The 15,411-nt window shown below is 41.2% G+C and carries 15 protein-coding genes; 12 read left to right on the top strand and 3 right to left on the bottom strand.

Annotated features, from left to right (window positions below; translation table 11 throughout):
• Positions 1 to 195: 195 nt before the first annotated feature.
• The 6 genes from E2R53_RS10265 (at position 196) to E2R53_RS10245 (ending at position 5,273) form a co-directional block, all read left to right on the top strand.
• Positions 196 to 972, top strand: a complete 777-nt coding sequence (locus E2R53_RS10265) for an SDR family oxidoreductase (protein ID WP_133311665.1) — start codon at positions 196 to 198, stop codon at positions 970 to 972.
• 32 nt (positions 973 to 1,004) lie between these two features.
• A complete protein-coding gene (locus tag E2R53_RS23230) occupies positions 1,005 to 1,589 on the top strand; it encodes a hypothetical protein (RefSeq protein WP_165970952.1) in 585 nt (194 codons plus the stop codon).
• Positions 1,579 to 2,619: an alpha/beta fold hydrolase gene (locus tag E2R53_RS10260; RefSeq protein WP_165970951.1), complete on the top strand. Its 1,041-nt coding sequence runs from the start codon at positions 1,579 to 1,581 to the stop codon at positions 2,617 to 2,619. Before E2R53_RS23230 ends, E2R53_RS10260 begins: the two co-directional genes overlap by 11 nt.
• Positions 2,620 to 3,042: 423 nt before the next feature.
• Positions 3,043 to 3,855 (top strand): basic amino acid ABC transporter substrate-binding protein, encoded by an 813-nt coding sequence (locus E2R53_RS10255; protein WP_133311663.1) that lies wholly within the window; start codon positions 3,043 to 3,045, stop codon positions 3,853 to 3,855.
• Between the two features lie 42 nt (positions 3,856 to 3,897).
• Positions 3,898 to 4,554, top strand: a complete 657-nt coding sequence (locus E2R53_RS10250) for an amino acid ABC transporter permease (RefSeq protein ID WP_133311662.1) — start codon at positions 3,898 to 3,900, stop codon at positions 4,552 to 4,554.
• Positions 4,551 to 5,273 carry an amino acid ABC transporter ATP-binding protein gene (locus tag E2R53_RS10245; protein WP_133311661.1) on the top strand — a complete coding sequence of 241 codons (723 nt, stop codon included), beginning with the start codon at positions 4,551 to 4,553 and terminating at the stop codon, positions 5,271 to 5,273. The genes E2R53_RS10250 and E2R53_RS10245 overlap by 4 nt, the downstream gene beginning before the upstream one ends.
• 39 nt (positions 5,274 to 5,312) lie before the next feature.
• On the opposite strand, the gene E2R53_RS10240 is transcribed toward E2R53_RS10245, so the two are convergent.
• The 3 genes from E2R53_RS10240 to E2R53_RS10230 all read right to left on the bottom strand — a co-directional run bounded on the left by E2R53_RS10240 (position 5,313) and on the right by E2R53_RS10230 (position 9,230).
• A complete protein-coding gene (locus tag E2R53_RS10240) occupies positions 5,313 to 6,143 on the bottom strand; it encodes an STAS domain-containing protein (RefSeq protein ID WP_133311660.1) in 831 nt (276 codons plus the stop codon).
• A 299-nt stretch (positions 6,144 to 6,442) separates the two neighbouring features.
• Positions 6,443 to 7,840 (bottom strand): Ig-like domain-containing protein, encoded by a 1,398-nt coding sequence (locus E2R53_RS10235; protein ID WP_165970950.1) that lies wholly within the window; start codon positions 7,838 to 7,840, stop codon positions 6,443 to 6,445.
• A 319-nt stretch (positions 7,841 to 8,159) separates the two neighbouring features.
• Complete coding sequence (locus E2R53_RS10230; RefSeq protein ID WP_133311659.1) at positions 8,160 to 9,230, bottom strand: DUF3900 domain-containing protein; 1,071 nt, start codon at positions 9,228 to 9,230, stop codon at positions 8,160 to 8,162.
• A gap of 103 nt (positions 9,231 to 9,333) precedes the next feature.
• On the opposite strand from E2R53_RS10230, the gene E2R53_RS10225 reads away from it, so the two are divergent.
• From E2R53_RS10225 to E2R53_RS10200, 6 genes are all read left to right on the top strand, one after another.
• A complete protein-coding gene (locus E2R53_RS10225) occupies positions 9,334 to 10,320 on the top strand; it encodes an NADPH:quinone oxidoreductase family protein (protein WP_133311658.1) in 987 nt (328 codons plus the stop codon).
• A 257-nt stretch (positions 10,321 to 10,577) separates the two neighbouring features.
• Positions 10,578 to 11,792: an acyl-CoA dehydrogenase family protein gene (locus E2R53_RS10220; protein ID WP_133312249.1), complete on the top strand. Its 1,215-nt coding sequence runs from the start codon at positions 10,578 to 10,580 to the stop codon at positions 11,790 to 11,792.
• 225 nt (positions 11,793 to 12,017) lie between these two features.
• Positions 12,018 to 12,338, top strand: coding sequence for a DUF3870 domain-containing protein (locus tag E2R53_RS10215; RefSeq protein WP_133311657.1), 321 nt, complete (start codon positions 12,018 to 12,020; stop codon positions 12,336 to 12,338).
• A gap of 5 nt (positions 12,339 to 12,343) precedes the next feature.
• The gene (locus E2R53_RS10210) at positions 12,344 to 14,029 is read left to right on the top strand and encodes a sigma-54 interaction domain-containing protein (RefSeq protein ID WP_133311656.1); all 1,686 of its coding nucleotides are present in this window, start codon (positions 12,344 to 12,346) and stop codon (positions 14,027 to 14,029) included.
• 100 nt (positions 14,030 to 14,129) lie between these two features.
• Positions 14,130 to 14,672, top strand: coding sequence for a DUF420 domain-containing protein (locus tag E2R53_RS10205; RefSeq protein WP_133311655.1), 543 nt, complete (start codon positions 14,130 to 14,132; stop codon positions 14,670 to 14,672).
• 259 nt (positions 14,673 to 14,931) lie between these two features.
• Positions 14,932 to 15,411 carry a DUF2975 domain-containing protein gene (locus tag E2R53_RS10200; RefSeq protein WP_133311654.1) on the top strand — a complete coding sequence of 160 codons (480 nt, stop codon included), beginning with the start codon at positions 14,932 to 14,934 and terminating at the stop codon, positions 15,409 to 15,411.

Below are 15,411 nucleotides of genomic sequence, written 5' to 3'. Positions count from 1 at the left end.
CACATGAAGCGCGTGAACTCTCATCTGAAAGGTCCGTTATTCATCCATACCCTTCCGTCTTCAAAACAGAAACCCCTTTTACTGAAAAATATGCTGAGGCTATTTCATCAAATTCGACACTATTTTACAAAAGAATCACTATATTATTAAGTATCAAAGAATCAATCAAATCATAAAAGAGGAGGATAAAGGAATTTGACTATCAACGAACTGTTCAGTTTGAAAAATAAAACGGCCATCGTAACAGGCGGAGGAAAAGGTCTTGGCGCCAGAATGGCCATGACGCTTGCAGAAGCAGGAGCAAATGTTGTGGTTTGTTCAAGGGATCTGAAGGCATGCGAAGAGGTAAGTGAGCAGCTGCAGGCAAAAGGGGTGAAATCCTTAGCCTTACAGTGCGATGTGTCAAAGCAAGAGGACATAGAGAGAGTCGTTGCCGGAACTCTCAGCCAATTTGGCTCAATCGATATATTGGTTAACAACAGCGGAACCTCATGGTTGGCCCCTGCGCTCGATCATCCAGCCGATAAATGGGACAAAGTCATGAATGTAAATGTGAGAGGATTGTTTTTATTCAGCCAGGCTGCAGCAAAAGTCATGATCAGCCAAGGCGGAGGGAAAATCATCAATATTGCTTCTGTGACGGGTATGGGAGGAACACAGCCGGAGCTGATGGATACAATCGCCTACAGCACGAGCAAAGGGGCAGTTCTGACATTTACAAAAGATCTCGCAGTAAAGCTTGCAAGACATAATATTCAAGTGAACGCCATTGCACCAGGGTTTTTCCCTACTAAAATGTCCCGCAGTGTCCTTGAAAAGGAAAATGCGATGATTTTAAAGGGAGTTCCTGCAAGAAGATTCGGCAATGAGCAGGATCTTGATGGCGCCATTTTATTTTTATCAGGGAAAGCTTCTGATTATGTTATTGGCCAGGTATTGGTTGTCGATGGAGGCATTACGGCATTAGTTTAAACAATTTCATTTAAGAAGAGGAGTAAAAGTAAATGGATCAACGATATTATGATCTTTTAAAAGAAAAGGGAGGAGAACTCGAACAGCTGCTGAACGGCATGATACAAGCAGGATTAAATCAAAAGGGCATCGTTCAGGCAGCAGAAGTTCTCTTAAAATCAGGAGCCCTGAAAATGAAGTCTGCAAGCGGAATGGCGGAAAAAATAATGGATCTTTCTCTTAGCTTGCCAAGCAAAGAAGATCTGAAATATGCAGCTGGACTTATAACAAAGGCCGAAGAAAAAGCAGAGAGAATGACAGCGGGCCTGCATGAATTGAAGCGGAGTCCCTGCAAGGCTATAGGTAAAATTGAAGATAAAATAGAAAGCCTCGAGGAATCACTTAAGTGTTTGATGAAAGAGATAAAAAAAGCAAAGAAGCATCAAGCAAAGAATATGATCGAAGAATTGTTTGAAGAGTACCGTGAACGTTTTGAAGAATCCCTTAATGAACGAAAAGCCGAGCAGACATTGGGAATGCAAGCTGCAAATTCAGAAGAAAAAACTTCAGATCTTATCATTACCCGCGGAGAAAAAAGAGAAAAAAAGAAGAGAGGAACCATCATCCATGAAACCTGAAAAGGATAGTGAACTGGAACGGTGGAAGAATTTTGCGAGTGTTTTTAATGAGGATGACATCCAGATTGGATTTACTGAAAGAGAAGCAGTCTGGAAAAAAAATAAAGCGACGCTCTGGCGTTATAAGCCGTCTGTACGGAAATACAGCACGCCTCTTTTTATGGTTTATTCTCCTGTAAACGAGCCGTTTATCCTTGATTTACAGCCAGGCATCAGTGCAATCGAATCATTTATCAATCATGGTTTTGATGTCTATTTGCTTGATTTTGGAATCCCGGATTATGAAGATAAAGATTTTTCAATTGCTGATTATATTCTGCGGTATATAAAAGAGGCAGCGGAGTTTGCTCTTTGCCATTCAGGTGCAGCGGACTTATCTGTAATTGGCTACTGTCTTGGAGGAACACTTGCTGCAATCTATGCTTCACTCGCAGGAGAATCAGTCCGCAACTTAATCTTATTTTCAACACCAATCGACTTTCGGCATGTACCGTTATTTGATGAGTGGACAAAAGCTCTGAAAGAGAAAGATCTCGATTTTAATGAAATCATCGATCAATATGGAGTTCTTCCTGCAAGCCATGTCGAGGCAGGAATACGGCTGCTCACTTCCCCCATCTATTACAGCCCCCATCTGACTCTTCTTGCAAAAGCCGATAATCCGGACTACGTCATGAAGTGGAGACGTTTCAACAAATGGACGAAAAGTTACATTCCAATCCCGGGTGCTGCTTTAAAAGACTTGATTCACGATTTTGTTAAAAAAAATAAGCTTGTAAAAGGCAAACTGAAAATAAACGGTCAAAAAGCAGACCTGAAAAACATAAAAGCTAATGTGCTGGTCATTGCGTCCGCATTTGACCGCTTGGTGCCAAAAGAACAAAGCGAACCGATCATGAATCTTATCTCAAGCAAAGATAAAGAATTCCGTCTGATTCAGGACGGTCATGTTCCTCTAACTGTAAAAGATGGACAGCTGCCGGAACTTCTCGCAGACTGGCTGCCGAAGCGATCAAATCAAAGTTTATGAATGGAGGATGAGCATGTATTTTTTTGATGAACCCATGCAATATGAACTTTCGCCTGTGATGGAGTATTTAGGTTTTGCAGGTATTGTCTATTTCCGTTTTTTTGCAAATTTATCAATTGAATAGTAACTAGTTAGTTAGGAGAGAATGCAGTCAGCATTCTCTTTTTATTGTCGAAAAGGTATCAAATTCCCGGTCAGAACGAATCCGCCTGCGGGATTTGACCAAGGCGCTAACACTTTGGTTTTTTGTATTTTCAAACTATTGTGAAATTTATATTGAAAAACGGGCGGACAACCCATATGATAGTAAAAAATGTACTCATGTGATAAAAGTTGACATTTTGTGATTTATTAGGAAAAAAGGAGGTGAAAGGCTAAGTCGCCTGAGCAAGACGTAAATCATTAGAAAAGGGGAATCATTCGATGAAAAACTACAGTAAGTTTATAGGAGTCTTGTTATTTGTCATCATTTTCATGCTGTCGGGCTGCGGGAACAGTGAGAAAGCAAGCAGTGGTGCAGGGGCAGATGAAAAGAAAGTTCTTAAAGTAGGAACCGATGCAGCATTTGCGCCGTTTGAATACATGGATAAAGGAAAGATTGTCGGATTTGATGTCGATTTTCTGGATGCAGTGATGAAAGAGGCAGGCTATAAACATGAACTCGAAAACATCGGGTGGGATCCATTATTTGCATCTGTACAAGGCAAACAAGTCGATTTGGCGATTTCAGGTATTACAATCAACGACGACCGCAAACAAACCTATGATTTTTCAACTCCGTATTTTGAATCCACTCATATGATCGTTTTTAAAGAAGGTACAGATATTAAAAGCGCTGAAGATCTTAAAGGGAAGAAAATTGGCGTGCAAAATGGTACAACCGGGCAGCTTGCAGCAGAAAAAGTAGTCGGCGCAAATAACAATATATCAAAATATGAAAATACCGCTGTTGCTTTTATGGCACTTGAAAACAATGACGTAGAAGTGGTAGTGACGGATAATGTTGTGGCAAGTGAATTTGTGAAAAATAATCCAAACAGCAAAGTCGAAGCAATTGAAGATAAAGATAGCTTTGAATCTGAATTTTACGGCTTAATGTTTCCGAAAGACAGCAAGTTAAAAGCAGAATTTGATGCAGCAATTAAAGAGGTCATCGAAAGCGGGGAGTACGCAGAAATCTATGAAAAGTGGTTTGGAAAAGAGCCGAGTGTAGATACTCTATTAAAAGCTGAATAAATACTGTGCTTTTCATTCGATTTAAACATAAAGGAGACAGCTATGGATTTCCGTTTTGATATTATAATAGATTATTTGCCGCTTTTTATAGAAGGAACACTTTGGACAATCGCCATCACGATTATGGGCGTTCTGCTTGGAGCAATCTTAGGGCTTTTTATAGGCATAGGTAAAATGATGAAAAATCCGCTTGCTAGGCTGCCTTTTGTCTGGTACGTCAATTTTTTCAGAGGCACGCCGCTGCTGGTTCAGATCTTCATTATCCATTTTGGTGTAATGCCCTTGTTTATGTCTACAGTGAATCCCATCCTATCAGGAGTTGTCTCCTTAGCCTTAAATGCTGCTGCTTACATAGCGGAAATCTTCAGGGCCGGCATTAAGTCAATCGACAGGGGACAAATGGAAGCAGCACGATCACTTGGAATGAATCATATGCAGGCAATGAAGGAAGTGATTTTACCGCAGGCAGTGAAACGGATGATTCCTCCGCTTGGAAATGAATTTATCGTCCTGCTTAAAGATTCTTCGCTGATATCACTGATTTCAGTGCCGGAATTAATGTACTGGGGCAAGGCCGCCACCGGTCAATATTATCGGATTTGGGAACCTTACCTGACAGTCGCTTTTGTTTATTTAGTGCTTACATTAACCCTAACCTATTTGCTAAATTACGTAGAAAGAAGGTTAGACACAGAATGATCTCGGTAAAAGCACTGAAAAAATCTTTTGGAAAACATGAGGTACTCAAAGGGATATCAATGGAAGTAAATCCGCAGGAAGTTGTCGTCGTGATTGGACCTTCAGGATCAGGAAAATCAACGCTGCTGAGGTGTTTAAACTTGCTGGAAACCATTACAGAAGGGCACGTGTACATCGAAGGGACTGATTTGACCGCCCGATCGACAGACATCAATGCCATCAGAAAAGATGTGGGAATGGTCTTTCAGCATTTTAATTTGTTTCCTCACAAAACAGTCCTTGAAAATCTCACAGTCTCTCCAATCATTGTACGAAAATGGAGCAAGGAAAAAGCAGAGGTTAAAGCACGTGAGCTTCTTCAGAAAGTGGGGCTTTCTGAAAAAGAGAATGTATATCCCGATTCCTTATCAGGCGGACAAAAGCAGCGTGTTGCGATTGCAAGGGCCCTCGCGATGGAACCGAAAATCATGCTGTTTGACGAACCTACCTCAGCTCTTGATCCGGAAATGGTTGGGGAAGTGCTGGAAGTCATGAAGAATCTGGCTAAAGAAGGAATGACAATGATAATTGTCACACATGAAATGGGCTTTGCCCGCGAAGCAGGAGATCGTGTCATCTTTATGGATGATGGGATGATTATCGAAGAAAACTCCCCCAGGGAGATCTTTGAAAATACAAAGCATGAACGTACAAAGAGTTTTCTCAGTAAAATTTTATAGAAACAAAAAAGCTGCAGCCAACTTGAGTGGCGGCAGCTTTTAACGTTTTCTAAAACCAAAGTCATACAAAGCCTGTTTCATATTAAATTTAGTCGTCACTGCATTAAAATCTAGTCCAAGGCTCATAATCGTCTGGGCGATCTCAGGGCGAATGCCTGTCAGAACTGTATCAATGCCGCTCAGCTTCAGAGCGTTAACAATCTTAAAAATTTGATCAGCGACCATTGTATCGATGATTGGCACTCCGGATACATCCAGAATCATATGCTCTATATTCAGACGGGCTCCTTCATGTAGCGCAATCTCCATAATTAAGGAAGCGCGGCGCGTATCGACTGCGCCAACAAGCGGGATAACGGCGATGCCGTCTGCAATCGGAACAACTGGAACAGATAATTCTTCAAGTGCTGAATAAGCAATTTTCATTAATTCATTGCTGTGATTTTCATAGACACTGCCTGTGACACTGCATGCTCTATCAATAAGGGGTTCAATGATTTTTGACACATCGAGCATGGTGATGGCTGAAAAATTGTTTTTATGAAGCTCTTCAGTAAGCGTATCCCATAATGCTGTACGGTAAGCGGCAATTGCACGCAGACATTGGCATAACGGTACATTAAAATGAATCGCACGCTTAGAAATTTTGATGCTCCAATTTTCCACTTGCTCATTTACAGATTCTCCGCATAAAGCCTGTCCTAAATATCCAATCAGTTCATCCCGATAGGCAATACGTTCTCTTAACGGGAAACCGGATTTATCTAGCTGCTGTGTGTGCTGTGTGTCTTGAACATTTGGTATATTCAGCGTGATTTCCCTAGCGTTTTCCAGTATTTTATGGCCGATATAATGCAGCTCTTCCTTCATTCGGAATCCATTCCCCTTTTGAAACTCAGATAGGTTAAGTATATAAGATTTTTGGGGGAATAGACAGAGAGGAGGAGGAGGTAAAAAAAATATAAAGTACTAAACTATTGTTTTCAATGCGATGGAAGGTTGAAAAAAGTGTTTGAACTAATAGATTTCAATACAGTATGTGGTACTGACATCCATGTACAGTTTTAAAAATTGCTTGAGACCTGCGTGCCAGATTCCAACACAGTCTTGCTAATTGTACATAGTTAACCGCACGATGAAAACTCAATCGTGCGGTTTTTCTTCTTGTTTTAATGCTTTACTACTGTAACGGTAGTGGCTGAACTTACATTTCCTGCACCGTCTTTTGCAGTAACAGTTAACTTAACGCCCGCTTTTTGAACCGGTATGGCAACTGAGAATGATCCACTTTTTGGGGTCTTTCCTGTTGCCAGTACAGTTTTCCCATTTTTAATTGTGATTGTAGAATTGTATTCAGCCTTTCCGGTTAAAACTTTGTCATTGCTATCGACTTTATTAACAGTAGGCTTTGTAGGGGCAATTACATCTGCTACAGTCACTGAGGCAGATGGACTTACATTTCCTGCACTGTCTTTGGCTGTAACTGTCAACTTGGCGCCTGCTCCTTGAACAGGTATGGAAACAGAGAACGAACCGTTAGCTGCCGCCTTTGTTGTTCCTAATAATGCATCACCTCTTTTAACTGTAACTGCAGAGTTGGCCTCTGCCTTTCCAGATACAACTTTATCATTGTTATCAACTTTGTTTACAGCTGGTTTGCTTGGTGCTGTACCATCTACAACAGTTACTGACACACTTGGACTCACATTTCCTGCCTTATCCTTAGCTGTGATTGTCAATTTTGTGCCGGCTTTTTGAACGGCCATATTAACTGTGAAATTACCATTAGATGAAGCTTTAGCAGAACCTGCTACTGTATTACCATTTTTAACAGTAATTGTGGCACCAGATTCACCTTTGCCTGTTACAACTTTGTCATTATTATCTACCTTGTTGACAGTTGGCTTGTTTGGAGCCACATTGTCTGCGAATGCAGTTGCGAGTGCATATAAATCTTCTTCTGTATTATCATCAAAGTAATTGTTATCATTGTCGATAACGCCTACATAGTAAGTGCCACCCTTAGCCTGGTACACCTGGTACTCAATTCCCTCTTCATACTCAGAACCCAAATATACTAATTTATCATTCTCAACAAAATCTTTTTGCATAGCGGCAAATACTAGATCAATAGCATAGGAGTTAGTACCCCCAGCTACCATTAGCAAACCATTTTGCGGTACAACGACTTTATGAAAATCTACATCATATAAAGGCAGCAATTGTCCTATTGTTGGCATATTATACGATGTGGCATTTGCAGTATTAAAAGTGTCATTGTATTCCATTTCAAGCAAATACTCTTCATCGCTGGCTGCGGCGCTGCTCATTACTCGCATTTTATTTAAACTTTTTGTTAGGTAAGATTGAGATTCTTTTACTTCTTTTTCAAGCTGATTAAATGTGCGTGAATCAATGATTCCTTTATTAAGAGGTTTTTCAATTTGACTTTCAATACTCTTCTTAGACAGTTCGTACTTATTCCCTTCAGCCTTTACAGCACCAACAGATAATGATGAAGCTAATAGACCTGCAGCAACTAATGAAATAATACCTTTTTTACTCACAAATAACCTCTCCTTTATTCTTTATTAAGAACATACTAATAGTACAATAAAATTCCCGAAATTACCATCTAATAATTCTAATTACCTAGATAACAGCAAAAAAAACAGGATACCTTGATTTATAGGTCTCCTGTTGCACGGTTGAGAATTATACGTTCGAACTACTCATTTATTTTACTAATGAACCAACTAAATCTTCAACGCAACTATCACAAACTAATTTGCCTTTAAATTGATTAATATTTACGTAACTCATGTTTTGTTATTTGCATTTTTCTAAAAGGAAATTTGAAGAACTGTATTAGCCCTGAAAATTCTATTATTGATCAGCACTCTTTCGCTCGATCCTCTCAATAATCTCCCCAAGCTCTTCCGGCCGGTGAAACTCTATCGGCGAAACACCTTTCTCAAACTGAATCGTATCCGCCTCTACCAACAGCACATACCTGCCATTGATTTTCCCCAGGTGAATATTTTCCCCATAGTCCGCAAGCAATCCTTTAATGGAAGTTTCACCAAGCTTCATTTTCAACTCAGCTTCTGGTGTGTGCTCTACGATTTGCGCTGCAGCTTCAATGACTTGATGGGTATCCAGACGCTCTTGAATTTCACGCTTTTCGCTTGCTTCCCAGATTTCCATGTCATGCTCAAACTGCTGGCGTTCCTGGCTGTTTTCTTCGTATGTTTCAAGCACGTGCTCCTGGACCATGCTCATGACTTGGGTTTTCATGATTTCCGGCATGGATTCTCCGTATTCGACGAATTTCAGGAAGTCTTCAAAGTAGCGTGCATGTGAGGCCTGATGAATTTTCAGCTCGCCCGGCTCTGTCATTCCTTCTTCCGGCATGTACGGGTATTGAATGGATTTCATGTTTTTTGTTGTAATGGCCATCTGCACGTTGCGGATGAGAGTGGATTCATCCGAGATCGAGGCAACCTTTGGTTCGAAATCACATTTTAAGATGAACAAAAAGGTATCCTCAAAGTATTTTTCAGGAGTTGCGGAAAGAACAAGAAATGCCCCGCCGCGAACAGCGCTTGCATCCAAATAAGCTCCGACAAATCGTTCACTTGCTTCTTTGAATGTTTCTTTTGAATCGGCAGTCAGCGCTTTATGGAAAAGGTTGTAGTTTGGATTGGAATCAAGCTCATAGCCGGGTTCAACGACAAAGTATCCAAGTTTGGTCGGAACCTGTTCACTGCGCGGATGCTTCTCGACTTTGCGTTTGACGATTTTCTTCAGTTCTCCGTCCAGGAAATCTTTCAGCGCGTTTCCTTCGTACTCTTCAGTCGTTAATGTTTGAAAATGTTTATATTGTTTATTGGCATTCTCTTCTTTTCCATCTACTTGGATGAGGTAAAAAGAAAGATAGTTAATTTTAAATTCCATAGATTCACCTGCTTCTTTTTCAGTTCTTCAAGTGTAAAAGATTGGACTATGGCAGTCAATCTATTACAATGGCTTTAACAAAAGAAGAAGGGAAGTCGATTCTATGGAAAAGTTCAGAGCCTTTGTCATTGATAAGCAAGAGGATAAGATTCAATCGGAAATAAAGCCGCTGTCGCTGACAGACTTGCCGGAGGGTGATGTCACAATTAAAGTTGCCTACTCAAGCATTAACTATAAGGATGGCTTAGCGACGCTTCCTAAATCGATCGTAAGAAATTACCCGATGGTTCCAGGGATTGACCTCGCAGGCACGGTTGTAGAGTCCAGCAACGAATCTTTTAAAAAGGGCGACGAAGTCATAGTCACAAGCTATGAACTAGGAATCTCTCATTTTGGCGGATTCAGTGAGTACGCCCGTGTCCCTGCAGAATGGGTTGTTCCGCTGCCTGAAGGGTTAACGTTAAAAGAAGCGATGATTCTGGGTACTGCTGGATTTACAGCTGCATTATCCATTTTGAGGCTGGAAGAAAACGGACTGACTCCTGAAAACGGAAAAGTGCTGGTTACCGGTGCAACTGGCGGAGTTGGAAGTATTGCCGTCGATATCTTATCTAAAAAAGGCTACGAGGTTGCTGCTAGTTCCGGAAAAAAATCAGAGCACGCTTATTTAAAGCAGCTGGGAGCTAAAGAAATTTTATCGAGGGAAGAAGTTACTTCTGACGACGGTAAACCGCTTCGCAAACAGCTTTTTGCCGCTGCAGTTGATCCAGTCGGGGGAAAAACACTTGAGTATTTGCTGAGCGCAACTAAATACGGAGGATCGGTGGCAGTAAGCGGTTTGACTGGCGGAGCAGAGGTTGCAGCGAGTGTCTATCCATTTATTTTAAGAGGCATTAATCTATTAGGAATTGATTCAGTCTACTGCCCGATGGAAAAGAGGCTGACAGTCTGGGAGAGACTTGCGTCTGATCTGAAGCCTGACAATCTTGATAAAGAAATTGTGAATGAAGTGTCTCTTGAAGAAATTCCGTCCATTGTGGAAAAAATATTAAATGGGGAAGTCCGGGGCAGAACACTTGTGAAAATGTGAGTAGATAGAATTTTCAATTAAATTATTGCGTTTTCACGTGCTTATGTGTATAATCCAGTTAACTAAACGTATTTCACGCCTAAAGAGTTAGCCCTCCAGTGTCCCGTGATTTCGTTTATTACCAGCATTAATAGGATTTTTTTCAAATCTGCTGATTTGTCTATGGAAGAGAATGATTAACGTTGACAAAAGCCAGCTGCCTTCAGTGTGCAGTTGGCTTTTTTTATATCTACAACCACAAAGGGGATGGAGTAATGATGAACTTTAACTTGTCTGAAGAACAACATGCAGTAAGAAAAATGGTGCGTGATTTCGTAGATAAAGAGATTAATCCGAAGATTGCAGAGTGGGATGCAGCGGGGCATTTCGAGCCTTCCATTTTGAAAAAGCTTGCAGAGCTTGGGCTTATGGGAATTTGTATTCCGGAAGAATATGGCGGAAGCGCTATGGACTACAACACACTTGCGATTGTGTGCGAGGAGCTTGAGCGCGGGGATACGGCGTATCGTACGGCCGTTTCTGTTCATACGGGTTTGAACAGTCTGACGCTGCTGCAATGGGGAAATGAGGAACAAAAACAGAAATACTTAGTTCCTCAGGCAAAAGGAGAAAAGGTCGGGGCGTTTGGATTAACTGAGCCTAATGCAGGATCTGATGTGGCTGCGCTTCAGACAACATCTGTTTTAGATGGTGATCATTACATACTGAACGGTCAGAAGACGTGGATTTCCTTGTGTGATTATGCGGATCATTTCCTGGTATTTGCCTATACGGATAAAAGTAAAAAACACCATGGAATTTCTGCATTCATCGTAGAACGCACAATGCCTGGCTTTGATTCAAAAGCTATTAAAGGCAAGCTTGGTATCCGAGCGGGGAATACGGGAGAAATCTTCTTTGATCATATTAAAGTTCCGAAAGAAAACCTGCTTGGACAAGAAGGCGACGGCTTTAAAATTGCCATGTCTGCACTCGATAATGGAAGATTCACAGTAGCAGCAGGAGCATGCGGTCTCATTCAGGCCTGTATGGAAGAAAGCGTAAATTACTGTCATGAACGGAAAACGTTTGGAAAAGAAATCGGAAAGCATCAGCTTGTTCAGCAGATGATTGCAAAAATGGAAGCAGGCTATCACATGTCACGTCTCCTTGTATTCCGCGCTGGCTGCCTGAAAAATGAAGGCAAGCGCAATACGAGAGAAACGTCTCTGGCAAAATGGCAATCCTGTGATTTCGCAAATGAAGCAGCAAACGATGCCGTTCAGATTCACGGAGCATACGGATACTCCAACGAATATCCGGTCGAACGCTTCTTGAGAAATTCAAAAGCACCGGTTATTTATGAGGGAACAAGAGAGATCCACACAGTTATGCAGGCGGAATACGTTTTAGGATACCGTGAAGATAAAGCGCTCTCAAACATGCTTCCGAGCTGGCCGTTTGAAGATGCGAAAGAGAAAGTAGAAAGCTGATTGAGCAACCCGCGGTTATAAGCTGCGGGTATCTTTTTTTAGGGGTAAAGGCAAGAGGGACATGTGTAAAATCAAATGGCAATATTATTTGAGCACTTGAATTGATGGGTGCTTTTTTATATGGGTTAATCAAAGTGTTTTTTCAATAAAGCAGGATTCCCCCAAAAAATAAAGAAGTAAGTCAGTATCAAATTGGGGTTTTTGCCCGAAAGGAAGGGCTGCACGATGCACTCACAGACGATGTTTATTGCCGGACATGCTCGCTTGCCAGCAGGGATGGCTGCAAAAAATGTATATGACATGCTGACCATTACGGTTGAAATTGATAAGAGGTATGCAGTAATTTTGGAAGCATCCTGTACGCTTGCGACAGAACACGGAAGAGATTTCGTCGGACGCCTGCTTCGGGGCTACTGTCTTCAGCATGGGATAGAAGAAGTAATCCAGCATGTTAAGGAAAATTACTGCGGGAAAGCGATTCATGCGATTGTTGCTGCGTTGTCTGATCTTCATTTTCAGTACCAGCAGCTGAAATTCGAGAGGTGATTGCCATGAATGCGAAGATGATTGAAAGCATTCCTTTTCCTTGTGTTGTGACGTCAAGCAGCAATGTCATTTTGCACAGCAATGAAATTGTCCTGAATTTCACTGGCCGCACTGACGTTCAAAAGATGAAAGTAAGCGACTTGTTTGATGTGTGGGAAGAACTAAAAGGCGGGAAACTGATTCATGCGAGCTGCGGCGGTTCCAGCTGTATTTTTATCAAGACAAAGCTTGCTGATTCTGCTGATAATCTCTTTATTGGAACCGCTTCCACCGAACTTATTTCCCTGATGAATGAGCTGAAGGAATCAAAGAGGGTCAATCGTGAACTGGACGCGATCATCGAAAATTCATATGACGGCATATATATTACAGATAAAGAGGGTGTCACATTAAAAACGAATTCGGCGATTGAACGGATTACGGGGATTCCGAAAGATTACTATATCGGGAAAAATGTGAATGCTCTCATCAGCCGGGGGATTCTTGAAAATTCAGTGACTCATAAAGTATTGGATAAAAAGCGGAGTGTTTCGGTTGTTCAGCTGAACCGGGCCGGGAAAGAAACGCTCCTGACCGGTAATCCTGTTTTTAATGATAAAGGCGAAATTGAGAGCATCGTGACAAATATCCGTGATCTCTCTGAACTGAATGATCTACAGAGCGCATTGCGGAAAGCGACGAAATTGAATGACAGCTATAAAAAAGAGATTGAGCGGTTAAAAGGAAAAACGGGTTTGAGCGGAGATGTCATCGTTAAAAGCGAAGAATTAATCTTTATTTATGAAACGGCTGACAGAGTGATGAATGTAGATGCGACGATTTTAATCCTCGGAGAAACCGGTGTCGGAAAAGATGTCCTTGCCCGATACATTTACAGCAATAGTGCCCGTGCAAAAAAGGGTGAGTTTATTAAGGTCAATTGCGGTGCCATCCCTGCTGATCTGCTTGAATCCGAGCTGTTTGGCTATGAAGCAGGCGCCTTTACGGGTGCAAACAAACAGGGGAAACCAGGCATGTTTGAAATGGCGGACAAGGGTGTTGTGTTTCTGGATGAAATCGGTGAGCTTCCGCTAAGCCTTCAGGTGAAGCTCCTGCGTGTGATTCAGGAAAAAGAAATTCAGCGGGTAGGCGGAACGGCGCCGAAAAAAGTGGATGTCAGAATCCTTGCTGCCACAAATAAAGACCTGAAGGAAATGGTTCAAAAAGGTGAGTTCCGCGAGGATTTATTTTACCGGCTGAATGTTGTTCCGATTCTGATTCCTGCGCTCAGGGACCGAAAAAGCGATATCCTGCCGCTTACGGAGCTTTTTTTAGAGAAAGCCAATAAAAGGTATGAGAAGAAAAAACGGATGGATGCGGCTCTTAAAGATTTTTTTTACACATACAGCTGGCCTGGAAATGTACGCGAGCTTGCGAATTTAATTGAAAGACTCGTTTTAATCAGCGAAGAGGAGTTATTAAAGATCCGGGATCTGCCTTCAGAGTATCAGCGTCAGGAAAGCCCGATCCATATTTCTAAAATTGTCACGCTGAAGGAAGCGGCTGAGCTTGCGGAGGAAAAAATCTTGTCGCTTGCGGTAAAACAGTACAAAACAACTTATGAAATTGCGGAAGCCCTTGACAGCAGCCAGCCGACGATTGTGAGAAAGCTGAAGAAATATGGACTCTGTTTTGAACAGCCTGTCCACTAAAATGCCTTCTTTTTAAGAGCATCCTTCATACAATTGTCGAATATTAGCACATAATCTCGTGGTACAATAGAACATATTGAATCATGAGGAGAGAATCATTATGGAAGAAACAGCTCGCACAGGCAAGAATTATACGGCGATTATCGTCACCCTTTCTCTTGTCGTCAATGCGATTATTCTGGGTTTGTTCTTTTTGCCGATCGGCTATGGCGGCGAAGTTAAATTTGATATTCATATTTTCCCGAGGATCAATGCCGTACTGAACAGTTTTACGTTTGTTTTCCTGGTCATCGCGCTTGTCTCGATTATTAAAAAGGATGTGAAGCTGCATAAAGGCTTTATTTTAGCCGCTTTTACTACGACATTGCTTTTCTGTGTATCTTATCTGACGTATCACTACTTATCAGTAGAAACGACTCGTTTTGGCGGAGAAGGGATCATTCGCAGCATCTACTTCTTCATTCTGATTACACACAGTTTCCTTGCTGCCATCATTGTGCCGCTTGCCCTTTTCTCACTTGTATGGGGCTGGACAGGACAGCTGACAAAGCACCGGAAGATTGTCCGCTGGAGCATGCCGATCTGGTTATATGTAAGCTTTACGGGTGTAATTGTTTACTTGATGATTTCACCTTACTATTGAAAAGAGCTCAACCAGCTTGGTTCACTGGTGCAAAACAATCTATATAATACCCTATCTGGCACACCATTTGAAATGGTGTGTTTTTTTCATTCAATCTTTTTGATCAGCACGTCAGACCATGTTCCTGAACAACTTTTTTATTTTTATTAAAACATATTTATATAACAACAATAATATAATAAGATTCAATAATAATTTATTGCAAAACGATAAATGCGTGGTAAAATCAAATTAATAATAAGTAGGTGAGGTGCTTTTCATGAAACGGGAAACATTATTTTTAAAGTTCGCTGTTGTTCTTATGGGACTTCCTGTTCTTGCTTTGTGTATATTTGTGTTGCCAGAGATAGCTGAATTTTTTGCAGAATTAAATCCGAAGCTGGATTTTTTGCAATATCCCTTTTTAATCGGACTCTATGTAACAGCGATCGTATTTTTCGCTGCATTGTACCAGACTTTTAAACTTTTAAACTACATTGACAAGAATCAGTCGTTTTCGGAATTAACTGTAAATTCTTTAGAGAATATCAAATACTGTGCCATTACCATCAGTGCCTTATATGTGGTATTTATGCCTCTCTTATATCTCATGGCAGAGGTAGACGATGCCCCAGGTATTATTTTAATCGGTATGGTCATTATTTTTGGCTGCATGGTGGTTGCCGTTTTTGCCGCTGTTCTTCAAAAGCTATTAAAAAATGCCATAGAAATAAAATCAGAAAATGATTTAACGGTCTGA

Source organism: Peribacillus frigoritolerans, from assembly GCF_004358755.1.
Lineage (GTDB): Bacteria > Bacillota > Bacilli > Bacillales > Bacillaceae > Bacillus_P.
This window is presented reverse-complemented; position numbering and strand designations above follow the sequence as displayed.

What these genes read in the sequence shown, in the direction of transcription:
- E2R53_RS23230 (WP_165970952.1), top strand. Translation starts at nt 1,005, where the DNA reads ATGGATCAACGATATTATGATCTTTTAAAAGAAAAGGGAGGAGAACTC.
- E2R53_RS10260 (WP_165970951.1), top strand. Translation starts at nt 1,579, where the DNA reads ATGAAACCTGAAAAGGATAGTGAACTGGAACGGTGGAAGAATTTTGCG.
- E2R53_RS10255 (WP_133311663.1), top strand. Translation starts at nt 3,043, where the DNA reads ATGAAAAACTACAGTAAGTTTATAGGAGTCTTGTTATTTGTCATCATT.
- E2R53_RS10250 (WP_133311662.1), top strand. Translation starts at nt 3,898, where the DNA reads ATGGATTTCCGTTTTGATATTATAATAGATTATTTGCCGCTTTTTATA.
- E2R53_RS10245 (WP_133311661.1), top strand. Translation starts at nt 4,551, where the DNA reads ATGATCTCGGTAAAAGCACTGAAAAAATCTTTTGGAAAACATGAGGTA.
- E2R53_RS10240 (WP_133311660.1), bottom strand. Translation starts at nt 6,143, where the DNA reads ATGAAGGAAGAGCTGCATTATATCGGCCATAAAATACTGGAAAACGCT.
- E2R53_RS10230 (WP_133311659.1), bottom strand. Translation starts at nt 9,230, where the DNA reads ATGGAATTTAAAATTAACTATCTTTCTTTTTACCTCATCCAAGTAGAT.
- E2R53_RS10225 (WP_133311658.1), top strand. Translation starts at nt 9,334, where the DNA reads ATGGAAAAGTTCAGAGCCTTTGTCATTGATAAGCAAGAGGATAAGATT.
- E2R53_RS10220 (WP_133312249.1), top strand. Translation starts at nt 10,578, where the DNA reads ATGAACTTTAACTTGTCTGAAGAACAACATGCAGTAAGAAAAATGGTG.
- E2R53_RS10215 (WP_133311657.1), top strand. Translation starts at nt 12,018, where the DNA reads ATGCACTCACAGACGATGTTTATTGCCGGACATGCTCGCTTGCCAGCA.
- E2R53_RS10210 (WP_133311656.1), top strand. Translation starts at nt 12,344, where the DNA reads ATGAATGCGAAGATGATTGAAAGCATTCCTTTTCCTTGTGTTGTGACG.
- E2R53_RS10205 (WP_133311655.1), top strand. Translation starts at nt 14,130, where the DNA reads ATGGAAGAAACAGCTCGCACAGGCAAGAATTATACGGCGATTATCGTC.
- E2R53_RS10200 (WP_133311654.1), top strand. Translation starts at nt 14,932, where the DNA reads ATGAAACGGGAAACATTATTTTTAAAGTTCGCTGTTGTTCTTATGGGA.